General features: G+C 42.7%; 19 protein-coding genes. All 19 read right to left on the bottom strand.

The annotated features are described in order from the left end of the window. Positions 1–22: 22 nt before the first annotated feature. Positions 23–337 (bottom strand): NADH-quinone oxidoreductase subunit NuoK, encoded by a 315-nt coding sequence (gene nuoK / locus A6755_RS02240; protein WP_034315785.1) that lies wholly within the window; start codon positions 335–337, stop codon positions 23–25. Next, positions 334–852 (bottom strand): NADH-quinone oxidoreductase subunit J, encoded by a 519-nt coding sequence (locus A6755_RS02235; RefSeq protein ID WP_063589671.1) that lies wholly within the window; start codon positions 850–852, stop codon positions 334–336. Before A6755_RS02235 ends, nuoK begins: the two co-directional genes overlap by 4 nt. Continuing rightward, a complete protein-coding gene (gene nuoI / locus A6755_RS02230) occupies positions 849–1,268 on the bottom strand; it encodes an NADH-quinone oxidoreductase subunit NuoI (RefSeq protein ID WP_034315789.1) in 420 nt (139 codons plus the stop codon). Before nuoI ends, A6755_RS02235 begins: the two co-directional genes overlap by 4 nt. Before the next feature lie 33 nt (positions 1,269–1,301). Beyond that, the gene (gene nuoH, locus A6755_RS02225) at positions 1,302–2,309 is read right to left on the bottom strand and encodes an NADH-quinone oxidoreductase subunit NuoH (RefSeq protein WP_048685830.1); all 1,008 of its coding nucleotides are present in this window, start codon (positions 2,307–2,309) and stop codon (positions 1,302–1,304) included. Continuing rightward, a complete protein-coding gene (locus A6755_RS02220; protein ID WP_034315793.1) occupies positions 2,310–3,407 on the bottom strand; it encodes an NADH-quinone oxidoreductase subunit D in 1,098 nt (365 codons plus the stop codon). Between the two features lie 5 nt (positions 3,408–3,412). Beyond that, entirely contained in the window at positions 3,413–4,651 is a 1,239-nt protein-coding gene (locus A6755_RS02215; RefSeq protein WP_063589670.1) for an NADH-quinone oxidoreductase subunit C, read from the bottom strand. Further along, on the bottom strand, positions 4,652–5,128 hold the full coding sequence (locus tag A6755_RS02210; protein ID WP_170946902.1) for a NuoB/complex I 20 kDa subunit family protein: 477 nt from the start codon (positions 5,126–5,128) through the stop codon (positions 4,652–4,654). Positions 5,129–5,154: 26 nt separating this feature from the next. Continuing rightward, entirely contained in the window at positions 5,155–5,529 is a 375-nt protein-coding gene (locus tag A6755_RS02205; protein WP_034315801.1) for an NADH-quinone oxidoreductase subunit A, read from the bottom strand. 339 nt (positions 5,530–5,868) lie between these two features. After that, entirely contained in the window at positions 5,869–6,270 is a 402-nt protein-coding gene (locus A6755_RS02200) for a F0F1 ATP synthase subunit epsilon (protein WP_034315803.1), read from the bottom strand. 25 nt (positions 6,271–6,295) lie between these two features. Next, positions 6,296–7,693 (bottom strand): F0F1 ATP synthase subunit beta, encoded by a 1,398-nt coding sequence (atpD, locus tag A6755_RS02195; RefSeq protein WP_034315806.1) that lies wholly within the window; start codon positions 7,691–7,693, stop codon positions 6,296–6,298. Between the two features lie 88 nt (positions 7,694–7,781). Beyond that, the gene (locus A6755_RS02190; protein ID WP_034315808.1) at positions 7,782–8,642 is read right to left on the bottom strand and encodes a F0F1 ATP synthase subunit gamma; all 861 of its coding nucleotides are present in this window, start codon (positions 8,640–8,642) and stop codon (positions 7,782–7,784) included. A 38-nt stretch (positions 8,643–8,680) separates the two neighbouring features. Next, the gene (gene atpA, locus A6755_RS02185) at positions 8,681–10,189 is read right to left on the bottom strand and encodes a F0F1 ATP synthase subunit alpha (RefSeq protein ID WP_034315812.1); all 1,509 of its coding nucleotides are present in this window, start codon (positions 10,187–10,189) and stop codon (positions 8,681–8,683) included. A gap of 24 nt (positions 10,190–10,213) precedes the next feature. Then, positions 10,214–10,750: a F0F1 ATP synthase subunit delta gene (locus A6755_RS02180; protein WP_034315814.1), complete on the bottom strand. Its 537-nt coding sequence runs from the start codon at positions 10,748–10,750 to the stop codon at positions 10,214–10,216. Next, on the bottom strand, positions 10,747–11,262 hold the full coding sequence (atpF, locus tag A6755_RS02175; protein ID WP_034315815.1) for a F0F1 ATP synthase subunit B: 516 nt from the start codon (positions 11,260–11,262) through the stop codon (positions 10,747–10,749). Before atpF ends, A6755_RS02180 begins: the two co-directional genes overlap by 4 nt. Positions 11,263–11,413: 151 nt before the next feature. Next, positions 11,414–11,638: a F0F1 ATP synthase subunit C gene (gene atpE / locus A6755_RS02170; RefSeq protein ID WP_034315818.1), complete on the bottom strand. Its 225-nt coding sequence runs from the start codon at positions 11,636–11,638 to the stop codon at positions 11,414–11,416. Between the two features lie 72 nt (positions 11,639–11,710). Further along, a complete protein-coding gene (atpB, locus tag A6755_RS02165; protein ID WP_034315819.1) occupies positions 11,711–12,427 on the bottom strand; it encodes a F0F1 ATP synthase subunit A in 717 nt (238 codons plus the stop codon). A 22-nt stretch (positions 12,428–12,449) separates the two neighbouring features. Next, complete coding sequence (locus A6755_RS02160) at positions 12,450–12,818, bottom strand: ATP synthase subunit I (protein ID WP_034315821.1); 369 nt, start codon at positions 12,816–12,818, stop codon at positions 12,450–12,452. Positions 12,819–13,104: 286 nt separating this feature from the next. Next, positions 13,105–15,333 (bottom strand): S8 family serine peptidase, encoded by a 2,229-nt coding sequence (locus A6755_RS02155; RefSeq protein WP_084737289.1) that lies wholly within the window; start codon positions 15,331–15,333, stop codon positions 13,105–13,107. 83 nt (positions 15,334–15,416) lie between these two features. Further along, complete coding sequence (wecB, locus tag A6755_RS02150; RefSeq protein WP_063589669.1) at positions 15,417–16,559, bottom strand: non-hydrolyzing UDP-N-acetylglucosamine 2-epimerase; 1,143 nt, start codon at positions 16,557–16,559, stop codon at positions 15,417–15,419. Between the last annotated feature and the right edge of the window lie 8 nt (positions 16,560–16,567).

The raw sequence follows: 16,567 nt of genomic DNA, 5'->3' as shown, positions 1-16,567 counted from the left end.
CCTTCTTCAATTATATAAACCTTCAATTCTTCATCATTTCCATTTCATCGACATTGACCGTCTTACGATTGCGATAAAGGGACATTAGTATGGCCAGCCCTACAGCTGCCTCAGCTGCAGCAATCGTAATCGTGAATAAGGAAAAAACTTGACCCGTAATGGATGGCGTAACCCCGAATTTACTGAAGGCCACTAAATTGATATTTGCAGCGTTCAGCATCAGCTCGATTGAAATCAAAACAATGACCGCATTTCTTTTCGTCAAGGCACCATACAGCCCTATACAAAATAAAACGAGAGCCAATACAAGATAAGCCGACAAAGGAACTCCCGTCATGATCGATCTCCCTCCTCATCATCTTTTTTAGCCAATACGATGGCACCGACTAAAGCAACAAGCAGGAGTACCGACATCACTTCAAATGGAATTACATATTTTGAAAAAAGTTCGATTCCTATTTGCTTTGTATTTTCCTCATGCAACGCCGTTGGCTGTACAGGTATATCCAGATTATAAATCCCCAGATACACCGCTACGGCAAACCCGGCAATCGCTGCCAGCAAGGAGAAACTCCCCCAGCCCCCTTTAGCCGGTGCATCATTTTCCTGGTGTTTTGTCAGCATAATCCCGAATAGCATCACGATCGTAATTGCCCCTGAATAAATAAGGATTTGGACAATGGCGACAAACTCTGCCGAGAGCAACATATAAATTCCTGCAATGCCCAAGAAAGTAAAAACAAGTGCGATAACCATGTGCACCACTTTTGTTAAGGTAATCAGCAACACCCCGCCCACTATCGCGACAAGTGCCAAACCAATAAAGGCAATTAACTCACCCGACAAACTCATACTTTATTCACCTTCCGGATATTTTCATCATTTTCATCCAGCCACTCCAGGTTTTTAAATAGATGATCACGGCTATACTCGGCAAGCTCGAATTGATTCGTCATCACGATCGCTTCTGTAGGGCAGACCTCCGTACATAAATCACATAAAATGCAAATCTCGAAATTGATGTCATACGTCTCGATGATTTTCCCTTTTTTCGACGGGTCCGGATGTTTCTTACCAGTTAATTGAATACAATCCGTTGGACAAATCGTCACGCATTGATTGCATACGATACACTTTTCAGGATAGAATTTTTGGATTCCGCGAAATCGGTCAGGGAGCGGAAGCGGCTCATTCGGGTAGTCATAGGTCACTTTTTTCCTCGTCAAGTTCTTTAATGTATAGGTTAAACCTTTTGCTAAACCAAGCATATAAATCCCTCGCTTTCCGACCAGCTTAAGTTTCTAAAAAAGGTTAAGCAATTCTTTTATTAGTGCCGTCAAAAATATATTTGCCAATGCAACCGGAAGCAGCACTTTCCATCCGAATTCCATCAATTGATCAGCCCTTATCCGAGGAAAGGTTACACGGATCCAGACCAATATATAGAATACGGCACTGAACTTCAGACCGAACCAGATGGCCGCCGGAATAAAATCCAAAAACGGAATAGAATTCCATCCCCCTAAAAATAATACAGTGGTTAGCGTTGCCATTGCAAACATATACACATATTCGGATAACATAAAGAAGGCCCAGCGAAATCCAGAGTATTCAACATGATAGCCTGCTACAAGTTCGGATTCCGCTTCCGGAAGGTCAAAAGGAACCCTGTTCAACTCGGCAACCGATGCAATGAAAAACACGATGAACGCAACCGGCTGAAGAAAAATGAACCAAACCTTTTCCTGGGCTGCAACAATATCATTCAAGTTTAAACTGCCTGTTATGAGGACGATGCCCACTAGCGACATCACCAAAGGGATCTCATAAGATATCATTTGCGCGGCTGCCCTCATTCCGCCAATCAAAGAATATTTATTATTGGATGCCCAACCTGCAGTGACGATGCCGATGGTCGATATGCCGGAAATCGCCATATAATAAAGCAGTCCGACACCTATATCAGCAAATTGGAAGGCATCGGTGAACGGCAAGGTGGCAAGCACCATGAAAGCGGGAGCAAAAGCAATTACCGGAGCTAAAATATATAACGGCTTATCAGCTTTCTTGGGTATCGTATCTTCCTTGATCAGAAGTTTCAAAACATCAGCAACGGTCTGTAAAAGACCCCATTTCCCTCCAATTTGGTTTGGGCCGACACGCATCTGCATGAATCCCATGATTTTACGCTCTGAAAGGATTCCATAGGTTACAAACCCTAATACGACAAACAGGAGCAGGACTGCCAAACCGAAAAAAATGCCAAAATTCAGTAGGCTTGGAGCGGAGTGGAGAAGATCCTTGATCATTTATCCATCCACCTCCCCTAACACGATATCGATTGCACCCAAAATCGTTATCAAGTTCGCCATATTTTCCCCCTCCAATAATTTCGGAAGAATTTGCAGATTATAAAACGAAGGTCTGCGGAATTTCAAGCGGTATGGCTCCTTTTTCCCTTCACTCGCGATATAACAGCCTATTTCCCCTCTTGGTGATTCAATTCGGACAAATGCCTCACCCTTGGGAACCTTTATTATTTTAGGGACCTTAGCAAGGACCGGCCCTTCTGGAAATTGCTCAACCGCCTGCTCGATGATCTTCAGTGACTCTTCGATTTCTTCCATTCTACAATGATAGCGTGAAAAGGCATCACCCTCTTCCCTTGTAGGAACATCGAATGTGAACCTGTCATAAATGGAATATGGTTCATTTTTTCGTAAATCCCACTTCACACCTGTACACCTTAAGTTGGCACCGCTAAGCGAATACTGCAAGGCTTCTTCCTTCGAATAGATGCCCACCCCTTTAACCCGATTAACAAAGATTTCATTCCCTGTCACAAGCTCATGGTAACCGGCAAGCTGCTCCCTCATATAAGGGACAAACTCGGCAACCTTCGCAATCCAGTCTTCAGGAGCATCCCATTTCACACCTCCGACACGCATATAATTGAATGTTAGGCGTGCCCCTGACAATTCAGTCAATAAATTAACGATCATTTCACGTTCTCGGAATGCGTAAAGGAAAGGACTCGTCGCACCTATATCCAGCAAGTATGTACCCCACCAGACGAGGTGGCTTGCAACTCTGCCCAATTCCATTGCGATGACCCGCAAATATTCTGCCCTTTCAGGGATCTCCACCCCCATCATTGTCTCAACAGCATGGCAAAGTACATAATTATTTGTCATTGCCGCCAGATAATCGAGCCGGTCAGTATATGGGATTATTTGTGTATATTGCAGATTTTCCGCTAGTTTTTCCGTACCGCGATGCAGATACCCGATGACAGGTGTAGCCTCTTTGATAATCTCACCGTCAATCTTGATGACAAGCCGAAAAACACCATGTGTACTCGGATGCTGCGGCCCGACATTGAGAAGCATTTCTTCCGTCCTTAACATAGGGGTTACACCTCCACATCATAAGGCTCATAATCTTTTCTAAGGGGATACCCTTTCCAATCTTCCCCAAGTAAAATCCGCTTTAAATCAGGGTGTTCATAAAAGTTAATGCCCAATAAATCATACGCCTCACATTCTGGCCAATTTGCACCTGACCATAATGGGACCAATGATGGGATAACGGGAGTATCCCTATCAAGCTTAACCTTCAAGGCAACTGATTGGTTCATTTTGAATGAGTGTAAATGTACATAGATTTCCATATGGGATTCAAAATCCGTACCATGAAGTTCCGATAAATACGAAAAGTCAAGTTGTTCATCATACCGCAGAAATTTGGCTATTGAGAAATATGTATCCGGATTAGCCACTAAAGTGGGTACATCTTTTGATAGTCTATTAATATAGTTCTCTAATAATGCCCCTTGTCCTACATGGCTTTCAATAGCAGAAACAATTTGATCGAGTTTCGACTGATTTGGGGAAATTTCGCTAGGGGTGTCAGCTTCCTCGCTTTCCTGTACAGCAGTCCTTTTCTTCGCAGCAGCAGCCGATTTCGCTTTGGCAGCAGCTGCTGCCTTCGCCTTGGCCGCTGCCTTTTGCTTCACTGCATCGATTTCGCCTTCCGGCTTTTCTCCGGCTTCTTCTTTCGCCTGTTTCCGGGCCAGTGCCGCTGCCTTCGCCTTGGCCGCTGCCGCCGCTTTTTGTTTTGCTATATCCATTTCGCCTTCCGGCTTTTCTGCCGCTTCTTCTTTCGCCTGTTTCCGGGCCAATGCCGCTGCCTTCGCCTTGGCCGCTGCCGCCGCCTTTTGCTTCGCTGCATCCGTTTCGCCTTCCGGCTTTTCTCCGGCTTCTGCTTTCGCCTGTTTCCGGGCCAATGCCGCTGCCTTCGGCTTGGCCGCCGCCTTTTGCTTCGCTGCATCCGTTTCGCCTTCCGGCTTTTCTCCGGCTTCTGCTTTCGCCTGTTTCCGGGCCAATGCCGCTGCCTTCGGCTTGGCCGCCGCCTTTTGCTTCGCTGCATCCGTTTCGCCTTCCGGCTTTTCTCCGGCTTCTGCTTTCGCCTGTTTCCGGGCCAATGCCGCTGCCTTCGGCTTGGCCGCCGCCTTTTGCTTCGCTGCATCCGTTTCGCCTTCCGGCTTTTCTGCCGCTTCTTCTTCTTTCGCCTGTTTTTTGGCCAGTGCCGCTGCCTTTGCCTTGGCTGCTGCCGCTGCCTTTTGTTTCGCTAAGTCTTCCTTTTCACTCATCTATATCACCCGCTTTCCGGTTTTCGCCTCATAACGGATTTTTTCTTTTAATTTATTGATCCCGTAAATAAGTGCAGCTGGGTTTGGGGGACAACCCGGTATATATACATCGACAGGTACAATTTGATCTACCCCTTTGACCACTGAGTAAGAGTGAACATAAGGCCCGCCAGCAGTTGCACAGGAGCCCATTGCAATAACCCATTTCGGTTCTGGCATTTGTTCGTATAATCTACTTATTATTGGTGCCATTTTTTTCGTTACCGTTCCTGAAACAATCATGACATCCGATTGTCTGGGGGATGTCCGAAAAAAAGAACCAAATCGGTCCAAATCATAATGAGAGGAGCCGACACCCATCATTTCAATTGCACAACATGCCAAACCGAAAGTCATTGGCCAGAGTGAGTTACTTCTAGCCCAGCCTTTTATTTGTTCAAGTGTGGATAAGAAAATACTGTGGCGCATTTCTTCCATTTCTTTAGGGGTAAGTTCATCCAATTTCAATTCCACTTTAACACCTTCTTTTTCCAAGCATAGATTAGCCCTAGCATAAGGATCACGACAAAAAACAGCATTTCAACCAATGCAAACAGTCCGAGTTCATCATAGGCAACCGCCCATGGGTACAGAAAAACCGTTTCTACATCAAATATGACGAACATCAATCCAAATAGATAATACCTGACATTGAATTGAACCCTTGAATCCTGAAAAGGTTCGATTCCGCTTTCATAAGTCGTATACTTCATATCTGTCGGTTTATAAGGCCTTAGCAGTCTACCAAGAAATAAAGCGATCACAGGTAATAAAATTCCGAGACAAAGGAAAACAAATACAATTAAATAATTATTTTGGTAAATATGCAGCTGTCCCATGTTCATCTCCCTTTATGGATATATCATGTTAAATGGCTACAATTTAAGTTTGCTTGTCTTCATTTTGGATACGTTATAAATATTATGCAGAGTAACATTCTTTTAGAAGCAACGTGAAAGGAGGGGTATGAAGCAATAAATGTAAGCGTATACATTATAACATTAGGATAAAAGCATGTCGACGAGTTAAGGGTTAAAATGGAAAATACTTTACTCTATAATTCGACATTTTATTCCTAATTCTGATATTCCATGTCAATAATCTTCAAAAACCATCTGGATAAAAAAACACCTGATCTTACCACGAATGGTTTGATCAGGTGTTTTCATCAATTAAAGTTATCGCATTTCTGCAATTTGGATTCGGTTGATTGCACGTTTAAGCGCTAAATCAGCTCTTTTGGCATCATTTGATCCATCATTGTTCTGCAATCTTTGTTCAGCACGGGCTTTTGCTGCTTGAGCACGTGCAAGATCGATAGTTTCAGCTCTTTCAGCAGATTGAGCTAAAATGGTTACCACATCAGGGCGAACTTCTAAGAAGCCACCATTTACAGCTACATAGTCTGTGTTGCTTCCATTTTTAAGACGGACAGCACCAATGGTAAGCGGGGCTACAGTTGGAACGTGTCCAGCCATGATTCCCAGCTCACCGCTTTTAGCTTTAGTGCTTACCATTTCAACTTCTGCATCATATACTGGGCCATCGGGAGTAACAACATTGACTTTAATGGTCTTCATTTCATTCCCTCCTAGGTCCCTTTAATTAAGCCATTTCTTTTGCTTTAGCAACAACTTCTTCGATGCGGCCAACTAGACGGAAAGCATCTTCTGGAAGTTCGTCATATTTTCCAGCTAGGATATCTTTGAATCCTTGGACTGTTTCTTTAACTGGTACATAAGATCCCTTTTGACCAGTGAATTGTTCAGCCACGTGGAAGTTTTGTGACAAGAAGTTTTGAATTCGACGAGCACGTTGAACGATTACTTTTTCGTCTTCGCTTAATTCGTCCATACCTAAGATGGCAATAATATCTTGAAGTTCTTTATATTTCTGTAATGTTGATTGCACTTGACGAGCCACTTTATAGTGCTCAGCCCCAACGATTTCTGGGCTAAGGGCACGAGAAGAAGACGCCAATGGATCAACTGCAGGGTAGATACCCATTTCAGAAAGTTTACGCTCAAGGTTAGTTGTTGCATCCAAGTGAGCGAAAGTTGTAGCTGGAGCCGGATCCGTATAGTCATCGGCAGGTACATAGATCGCTTGAATGGATGTAACTGAACCTTTATTAGTTGAAGTGATACGTTCTTGCAATTGGCCCATTTCAGTAGCAAGAGTTGGTTGGTAACCAACCGCTGAAGGCATACGTCCTAGTAGGGCGGAAACCTCAGAACCTGCTTGTGTGAAACGGAAAATGTTATCGATGAAGAATAGAACGTCTTGTCCTTGTTCGTCACGGAAATATTCAGCCATTGTCAAACCGCTAAGAGCTACACGCATACGTGCACCTGGCGGCTCGTTCATTTGTCCGAATACCATTGCCGTTTTCTTGATAACACCGGAATCAGTCATCTCGTAGAAAAGGTCATTACCTTCACGAGTACGCTCACCTACACCAGCGAATACCGAGATACCGCCGTGCTCTTGTGCGATGTTATTGATAAGTTCTTGGATAAGTACAGTTTTACCAACACCGGCTCCACCGAAGAGACCGATTTTACCACCTTTGATGTAAGGAGCAAGTAAATCTACTACTTTAATACCAGTTTCAAGAATTTCAACTGTTGTTGATAAGTCCTCAAAAGTTGGTGCTTGTCTGTGAATTGGATCACGGCGCACCTCTGCTGTAAGTGGTTCGAATAGGTCAATGTTTTCCCCTAATACGTTGAAAACGCGGCCTAGTGTTACTTCACCTACAGGAACGGAAATTGGAGCTCCTGTATCAACAGTCTCTGCACCACGGGTTAAACCATCAGTGGAAGACATTGCTACAGTACGAACTGTATTATCACCTAGTTGAAGGGCTACTTCAAGAGTTAGTCCTGTACCAGACGCTGTATTTTCGATTCTTAACGCGTTATAGATCTTAGGAAGTTGTCCGTCTTCGAATTTCACGTCAACAACCGGACCCATAACTTGAGTAACGCGTCCTATATTCATCGTTTTCCCTCCTAACGTTGCTTATAACGACAATCTAGTTTATGGAACGGCCAAGCATCGTCCGGTCCGACCGTCCCTTTAATAATTTTTATTCTAAAGCTGCTGCACCGCCGACAATTTCCGTTATTTCTTGAGTAATTGCGGCCTGACGTGCACGGTTATATTGCAATGAAAGTGAATCAATCAATTCTTTAGCATTATCGGTCGCATTTTTCATTGCAGTCATACGTGCAGAGTGCTCACTTGCTTTACCATCTAACAAAGCACCATAAATTAAACTTTCTGCGTACTGAGGCAGTAATACCTCAAGGATTTCTTCTGCATTCGGTTCAAATTCATAAGAAGTCATTGCTGCATTGGAAGTATTAAAGTCAGCTAACGGAAGGACTTGCGTTTCCGTTACATCCTGCTGGATTGGGCTGACATAATGGTTATAGTACATGTAAAGCTCATCACACAGTTCATTTAGATACAAATTCACTGTTGATTTTGCAAGGGAGCTAATGTCAGCGAAAGAAGGCTGATCAGGAACTCCAGTTACTTCAAGCTCTACGTGCATGTTACGGCTGACAAAGAAATCACGGCCAACCCTTCCGATTGCGATAATGACGAACTCATCATTGGATTTATGGCGTTCAAGAATGGTTTTATGAACGTGGCGAAGGATACTACTATTGTATGCTCCTGCCAATCCGCGGTCCGATGTGATTACCAGGTAACCGGTTTTCTTAACTGGACGCGAGACAAGCATTGGATGAGATGCACCCGTACTTCCGTTCGCAATACTTGATACTACTTCTTGAATTTTATCCATATATGGAACATATGCTTTAGCATTAGCTTCAGCACGGTTCATTTTAGAAGCAGATACCATCTGCATCGCTTTTGTAATTTGACTCGTCTTTTTCGTTGAAGTAATCCGAGACTTAATATCGCGTAAAGAGGCCATTCATTCTCACCACCCTTTATAAATTAGTTAGACCCTTATTATTCAGAAATAACGAAGTTCTTTTTGAACTCGTTAATTGCAGCAACGATAGCAGCATCTTCAGGAAGACCTTTCGTTGTGCGAATGTGATCTAATAATTCCGGATGAGAACGATCTAGGAATACATAGTATTCTTCTTCAAAACGAAGGATATCCGATACTGGAATATCATCTAAATGACCTTTAGTCAATGCATAGAAAATCATGACTTGTTTCTCAACTTTGATCGGTTTGTTTAGATCTTGTTTTAGAACTTCAACTGTACGAGCACCACGGTTAAGTTTTGCTTGAGTTGCAGCATCAAGATCAGAACCGAATTGAGAGAATGCTTCCAATTCACGATAAGAAGCCAAGTCTAGACGTAAAGTACCAGCAACTTTCTTCATCGCTTTAATTTGTGCAGATCCACCAACACGGGATACGGATAGACCAGCGTTAATCGCAGGACGTACACCCGAGAAGAACAAATCGGATTGCAAGAAGATTTGTCCATCAGTGATGGAAATTACGTTTGTTGGAATGTAAGCAGAGATGTCGCCTGCTTGTGTTTCAACAAATGGAAGCGCAGTGATTGAACCGGCACCTAAAGTGTCATTCAATTTAGCTGCACGCTCAAGTAAACGGGAGTGCAAGTAGAATACATCCCCTGGGAATGCTTCACGACCTGGAGGACGGCGAAGTAGCAAGGAAAGTTCACGGTATGCAGATGCTTGTTTAGAAAGATCATCATAAACCACAAGAACGTGCTTGCCAGCGAACATGAACTCTTCACCCATAGTCACACCAGCATATGGCGCTAGGTATAAAAGTGGTGCTGGTTGAGAAGCTGATGCAGATACAACGATTGTGTAATCCAATGCACCATTTTTACGCAGTGTTTCAACAGTTCCACGAACAGTTGATTCTTTTTGACCGATAGCCACATAGATACAGATCATATCTTGGTCAGCTTGGTTAAGGATTGTATCGATCGCAACTGATGTTTTACCAGTTTGACGGTCACCGATGATTAACTCACGTTGTCCACGTCCGATAGGTACTAGCGCATCGATTGCTTTAATTCCTGTTTGTAATGGTTCATGAACAGATTTACGGTCCATAACACCTGTAGCAGGGCTTTCGATTGGACGAGTTTTTGTTGTAGCGATCGGACCAAGACCATCTAATGGTTGTCCTAACGGATTCACGACACGCCCGATTAATTCTTCTCCAACTGGTACTTCCATGATACGGCCAGTACGGCGTACTTCACTGCCTTCTTGAATGTCTCTGAATGGTCCAAGAATAACAACACCTACGTTATTTTGCTCAAGGTTTTGTGCCAATCCCATTGAACCATTAGAAAATTCTAAGAGCTCCCCAGCCATTGCATTGTCTAAACCATGAACGCGAGCGATACCATCACCAACAGTGATTACTGTACCTACATCGCTTACTTTAATTTCCGACTGATAGTTTTCAATCTGCTTTTTAATCAGCGCACTGATTTCTTCAGCTTTGATGCTCATGAATTTCACCCCTATCTGTGAATATTAACCTAATAGTTGTTTGCTAAGGCGATCAAGCTTCCCACGTATCGTTCCGTCATAAATACGGTTACCGATTTGAAGTTTGATACCGCCAAGAATATTGCTATCCGTAACATTAGTGATACGCAAATTACGTTTGCCGATCTTTGCAGCAAAAGCTGAAGACACAGCTTCCGCTTCAGCTTCAGTTAATGGATTAACTGTATAAACAGTCGCATCCGCAACTGAATTTTCTTCATTCGCAAGTTCAATGAACTCTTGTGCCATAGGAATCACTTCATCTGTACGATGACGCTCCACCATTAACATTACAGTGTTTCGAACGGAAGACGAAAGACTTGCAAATGCATTTGCAAGCATTGTATTTTTTGCATCTCTAGTCATTTTAGGATGAGCCAAGAAGCTTAATAGATCTTTATCATTTGTGAAAACTTCATTCACTATGCGAAGCTCTTCTTCAAGTTGGTTAATGAGATTTTGCTCTTTCGCAATTTGGAAAAGAGCTACAGCATAACGTCCTGCTACAGTTATATCGCTCATTTACCTTCTCCTGCCTCTTGAATATATTCATTGATTAGTTTTTCTTGATCAGCTGATGAAAGTTCTTTCTCAATCACCTTAGAGGCGATCATGACAGATAATGAAGCTACTTGCTCGCGTAAGGCGGCAACTGCTTTTTCTCTCTCTTGAACGATTTCACGTTTTGCTGATTCTTTAACACGTTCAGCCTCTGCACGCGCTTGATTAATAATATCTTCGCGTTGTGCTTCGCCTTGTTGCTTAGCATTCTCTATAAGTTGTCCCGCTTCAGTGCGAGATTGTTTTACGATTTCACGCTGTTCTTCTAAATATTTCAGTGCTTCTTTTCTGCTAACTTCAGCTGCTTCAATTTCATTCGCAACATGCTCTTCACGTTCTTTCATGATGCCCATTAGCGGACCCCATGCAAACTTCTTAAGCAACGCTAACAAAATAATAAAGATTACAAGCTGGTATATGATATCTCCACCATTAAAGTGGACTTGACCAAGAACAAAATTGCTTGTTAACACGCTCGGTTCACTCCCTTCATGAGATTCACTATTGAAGTTCTGTATTTTCGATTGACAGTATCACTGCCATAAATGTTCACTTTAAACACAGAGCAATGGCGAAGGGTCTCCTTGGATCATCTTCGCCATTATTGAACTTTTTCAAGTTATCTTATTTACCCATTACAATAAACGCGATAACTACAGCGATGATTGGAAGTGCCTCAACTAATGCAATACCAACGAACATTGTAGTTTGAAGCATACCACGAGCTTCCGGCTGACGAGCCATTCCTTCAATTGTACGCCCAACGATAAGACCGTTACCAATACCCGCACCTAGTGCACCTAATCCAACTGCGATAGCAGCAGCTATAAGACCTAAAGAACCTGTCATGATAAATTTCCTCCTTGAAATGTTGTTTTATTTTTTCATCAATATAATGTTCTAAATGAACAATATTTATAATTAATGGTCGTCACTTACTTTATGGGAAAGATAAACCATCGTTAACATAGTAAAGATAAAAGCTTGAATGGAGCCGACAAAGATACTAAACCCTTCCCAAGCTAACATCGGTAATGCAGCAGTGGCTGCACCCACAACACCACTTGTTCCTAGTCCAGCAAGTAAAGTTAATAGTAACTCACCCGCATAAATATTCCCGTAAAGCCGCAATCCTAGAGTTAACGTATTAGCGAACTCCTCAATAATCTTTAACGGAAACAAGAAACCCATTGGCTGAACATAAGTTTTGGCATAATTTTTCATGCCTCTCATCTTGATACCATAATAATGAGTTAAACCCATTACCATAACTGCCAAAGTTAAAGTTATTGCCGGATCAGATGTAGGTGATTTCCACCAAAGTTCATGTCCTATTACAATCGAGAACGGCAATCCTAACATGTTTGAAACAAATACGTACAATATTAACGTCATTCCCAACATTAGGAACTGACCACCCGTACGCCAATCCATATTGCTGTTGATGATATTTTTCACAAAATCCATAACCCATTCGATAAAGTTTTGGATACCTGTTGGCTTCATCGCAAGTTTTCGAGTTGCTGCTACAGCAATAATGAAGACAATGAGACTTGCGATGGTCATCATAAGAACATTAGCCAAGTTGAAATGTATTCCGGTATTCATAAATTCCCACATAGGAGCTTCATGATTCAACAGTATTCACCTCTCTTCTTTACTACCTACGTATGTTTTGCATAAAATAATCTATCATAATGACAAAGTAAACTGTCATTAATCCCACAACCACGCAGACAACCTGAAATTCACCAGGATATCTCAATGCAATAATTGCAGCTAAACCCGCTACAGACATTCTAGTTAAACTACCAAGGGAGCGCGTTTTCTTTCCTTCGGCAACCTCTTGGGCGAACTTCTTGTTCTTTTTGACCATTGACCAGAATATAAATAGGCTGAAGGCAGTTCCAAGCAATAATCCTTGGAAGACTGAATCATGGGAAGTGAAAACCACCCCAAGTAGATAAATACCCATTAAATACAACATGTATTTTAGCTGCCTATTGAACATTTTTTCCAATTCTAGCATTTTGTCATGTAATCTCCCTAGAAATATTGTAGTATCTTGTTTAGCTTAGGAGAATTTGCCCGTAACAAGTCCAATTAGAAGGTCAAAAACTCACTTCTATTTGACACGTTATTAACGTATGAAACCCCTCTCATTTTACATCCTTAGTTAGCATACAATAGGCTAGAATCATTGTCAATGAGTGGTTAGTGAAATTTGTCACAGGTTTGTAATTATTAACGAATTGTTCACAAATTATCTTTTTTCTTCTATTGACATCCATTTTATTTTACTTATTGTCCTCTCTTCACTCGATAAGTAACGTCTTTTCTATCCGATCTTCCCTTCCGCCCCTTCTCGCAAAGATTATCGCTTTATACACTCCTTTAGGCGGCAAGTCCTTTTTCAATACATCTTTTTTGATCAAACCGGAAGGAGCAGATCTCGACCAATCCAAATATCCAGCGAATTTCAAGCTATCTTCCTCATAAAGGGCAATACCGAATTCTTCAGCCCCGCGCGGAAGATACATTTCGTATCGATATGTGCCTTCCTGGTCCCCTTGGCCAAAATCAAATCCCATTATCCTTGGATAATCCGGCTCTTCTTTTACATATAAATAAGGAAGGGATATTCTTTTGGTTCCTTCCATTATAATGAGGTATCCATCAAAGACTCCCTTTTTAAGTTCGGCTGGGTTGACCTGCAACCCGACTTTTAACCGTTTCTTTTCCTTCGGTTTCAAAGTAAGGGATTTCGGCAATTCCCAAGTGAGTCCCATCTCTTTTAATGGGACCATGAATGAGTACTTCCTCATTTCCGTTCCGGTATTTTCTATGACTATCGTTTCATGATGCTCTTCAATTCCCTCTTTTTTTGTATACATCCCAAAGGACAATGAGCTTGGATTCAAGAGCGTGTCCGCTTTTAACGCTTCGTCGACCTGGATGCGTCCAGCCCCCTGTTCATATGTGTGATACAATTGATTTGCTGTTTTCCTCAATGGCTTGGAAGTGCTCATCAATGCAGATTTCACTTGATCAGGAGTCCATTCCGGGTGTTTTTGCAGGATTAAGGCGCATGCTCCTGCAACATGCGGTGCGGACATACTTGTTCCATCCAGGGACATATATCCTTTAGGAATGGTGCTTTCAATTTCCACTCCCGGTGCCAATACGTCAGGCTTTATTCCCCATGATACGGTTACCGGTCCCCTGGAGCTAAAATCCGCGAGCCTATCCTGCTCGTTCTTATAAACAAATTGAACGGTTTTGCTCTCCCCTTGCTCCATGATTTGCTTAAGCTGCAATCCATCTCTTCTATTAATAGAAGCGGCTGGGATGTTCATTTCTTTTTCCAAGCTTCCAGTAAAGGTCCCGCTCGTATTATTAAAAACAATTACACCCTTCGCACCTGCCTTTTCTGCATTGGATACTTTCTGCTGGAAGGTAAGTGTGCCACGTTCCATCAACACAATCTTATCCCGAACATTCTTCAGGTCCTTTCCATTACCCAGTCCACCATATATGACATCCTCGGAAAACGTCAGGTTCCATTTTTTAGAGCCTTGAAACAAGGTTAAATGCGATTGATGCTTTTTTGATCCAAGTCCGTATATCATATACGGAACCCTTAAGGGCGGAGTCGAAGCCCCAACGGAAATCGCTTTTTCCGCTGTACCGGGTGAACCGACGGTCCATACAGCCGGACCGGAATTCCCGTTTGATGTCACGGCAACGATGCCGCTTTCCACAGCCTTATTCAACGCAAGGGAGATAGGTAAATCAGGACCATTGACGTTATTGCCTAGAGAGAGGTTCAATACATCCACTTTATCCTTCATGGCTGACTCAATGGCCGTCAATACTTGATCTGTATCGCCAGAACCGCCTGGCCCCAATGCTCGATATGCGTAAATCTCCGCTTCAGGTGCGACGCCTTTCATTTTTCCATTGGCTGCAATGATGCCCGCCACATGAGTGCCATGCAATGTATCCAGGTCGCCTTGATTTTTGGTTTCCATCGGATCTGCATCACCATCAACCAGATCCTTACCTCCTTTATAAGCTCGTTGCAAATCTGGATGTGTATAATCAATGCCAGTATCGATTATCCCTACCTTTATCCCTTTCCCGGTGATCCGGTGATTCTCCTTATCAAAGACCCCCCTGACCCTGTCTCCTCCTATGTATGGGACACTTTTATCCAACACGGCTTGATAAACGGATACTTCCGTTACTGCCTGAATTCCACCCTCCTTTTTAAGTTGTTCTATTTCATTCATTTTCCCATGAAGGGAAAATCCATCCAAGGCAACCGAATAAACATTCCGTAATTGAAGGGATGGATATTTTTCAAGCAATTTTTCGATCTTTTTTCGATTAAACGCCTTATCCATCGTGACAACAACCGTTACTTCGTTAGATTCAGATAGTTTTGGTAAAGGCGGCAGAATGACTTTTGCGAAGCCCCTTTCATATTGATATATAAATATAAAAAGGAAAACAAACACTATGAACGTTTTCTTTCCCAACATAATCATCCCCTTAGCAATTATCTTTTCTCAACAATCTTGGAGTATGCAAATAAAAAAAGGAAAAGCGCATGGCTTTTCCTTTTTTATGGTTCAAATCTAGTTGGCGGCATATTCACTTGCTTAAAATGGTAACGGATGGCTTCAGCTATGCGGACCGAAGCATTTCCGTCCCCATATGGATTTGAAGCTTTGGACATTTTTTCGTGCACCTCTTGATCGGTGAGCAATTCATGTGCCAAATCATATATGGTTTGTTCATCAGTACCAGCCAATCTTAAGGTTCCAGCCGTAATCCCCTCAGGACGTTCGGTCGTATCCCTTAAAACCAGGACGGGTACACCAAGTGACGGTGCCTCTTCCTGGATTCCTCCAGAATCAGTCAAAATCAGATAGGCTCTAGAAGCGAAGTTATGGAAATCCAATACATCCAGCGGTTCGATCAAATGAACCCGCGGATCGTCCCCGAGAACTTCGTTTGCCAATTCTTGAACAAGCGGATTTAAATGGACAGGATATACCACTTGAACATCATCATGCTCAACAATGATTCGCTTAACTGCCCTGAAGATATTCCTCATGGGTTCCCCTAGATTTTCCCTGCGATGGGCGGTAAGCAAAATGAGCCTGTCTTCTCCAAGGCCATTTAAAACCGGATGGGAATATGTCGACCTCACAGTCGTTTTTAAAGCATCCGTTGCCGTATTTCCCGTCACGAAGATATTATCCTTCTTGTTCTCGTTCACCAGATTCTCCTCGGCTTTCGAAGTCGGAGCAAAATGCAAATCCGCCATCGTACCCGTAAGCTGTCGATTCATCTCTTCCGGATAGGGGGAATACTTATTCCATGTGCGCAGCCCCGCTTCTACATGCCCAATGACAATTTGATTATAAAAAGCTGCCAGACTGGCAACAAACGTTGTGGTTGTATCACCATGCACGAGAACAATATCTGGTTTAGCTTCCTTCATTACGGAATCAAGACCATTCAATGCTCTTGTTGTAATGTCAGCAAGCGTTTGCCTTTCCTTCATTATGTCCAAGTCATAGTCCGGCTGTATGGAAAATAGTTCGAGAACTTGATCTAACATTTGGCGATGCTGAGCCGTAACAGCAACGATCGGCTTGAAATATTCTGGGTGTTTTTGAAATTCGAGTACTAAGGGAGCCATTTTGACAGCTTCTGGTCTCGTCCCGAAAATGGTCATGACTTTAATCGGTTTGTTCATTCGTGACA

This window comes from Peribacillus frigoritolerans, assembly GCF_001636405.1.
In the GTDB taxonomy this organism is placed as follows: Bacteria; Bacillota; Bacilli; order Bacillales; family DSM-1321; genus Peribacillus; species Peribacillus frigoritolerans.
The sequence above is the reverse complement of the archived record's forward strand: the minus strand, read 5'-3'. Positions and strand labels throughout refer to the sequence as shown.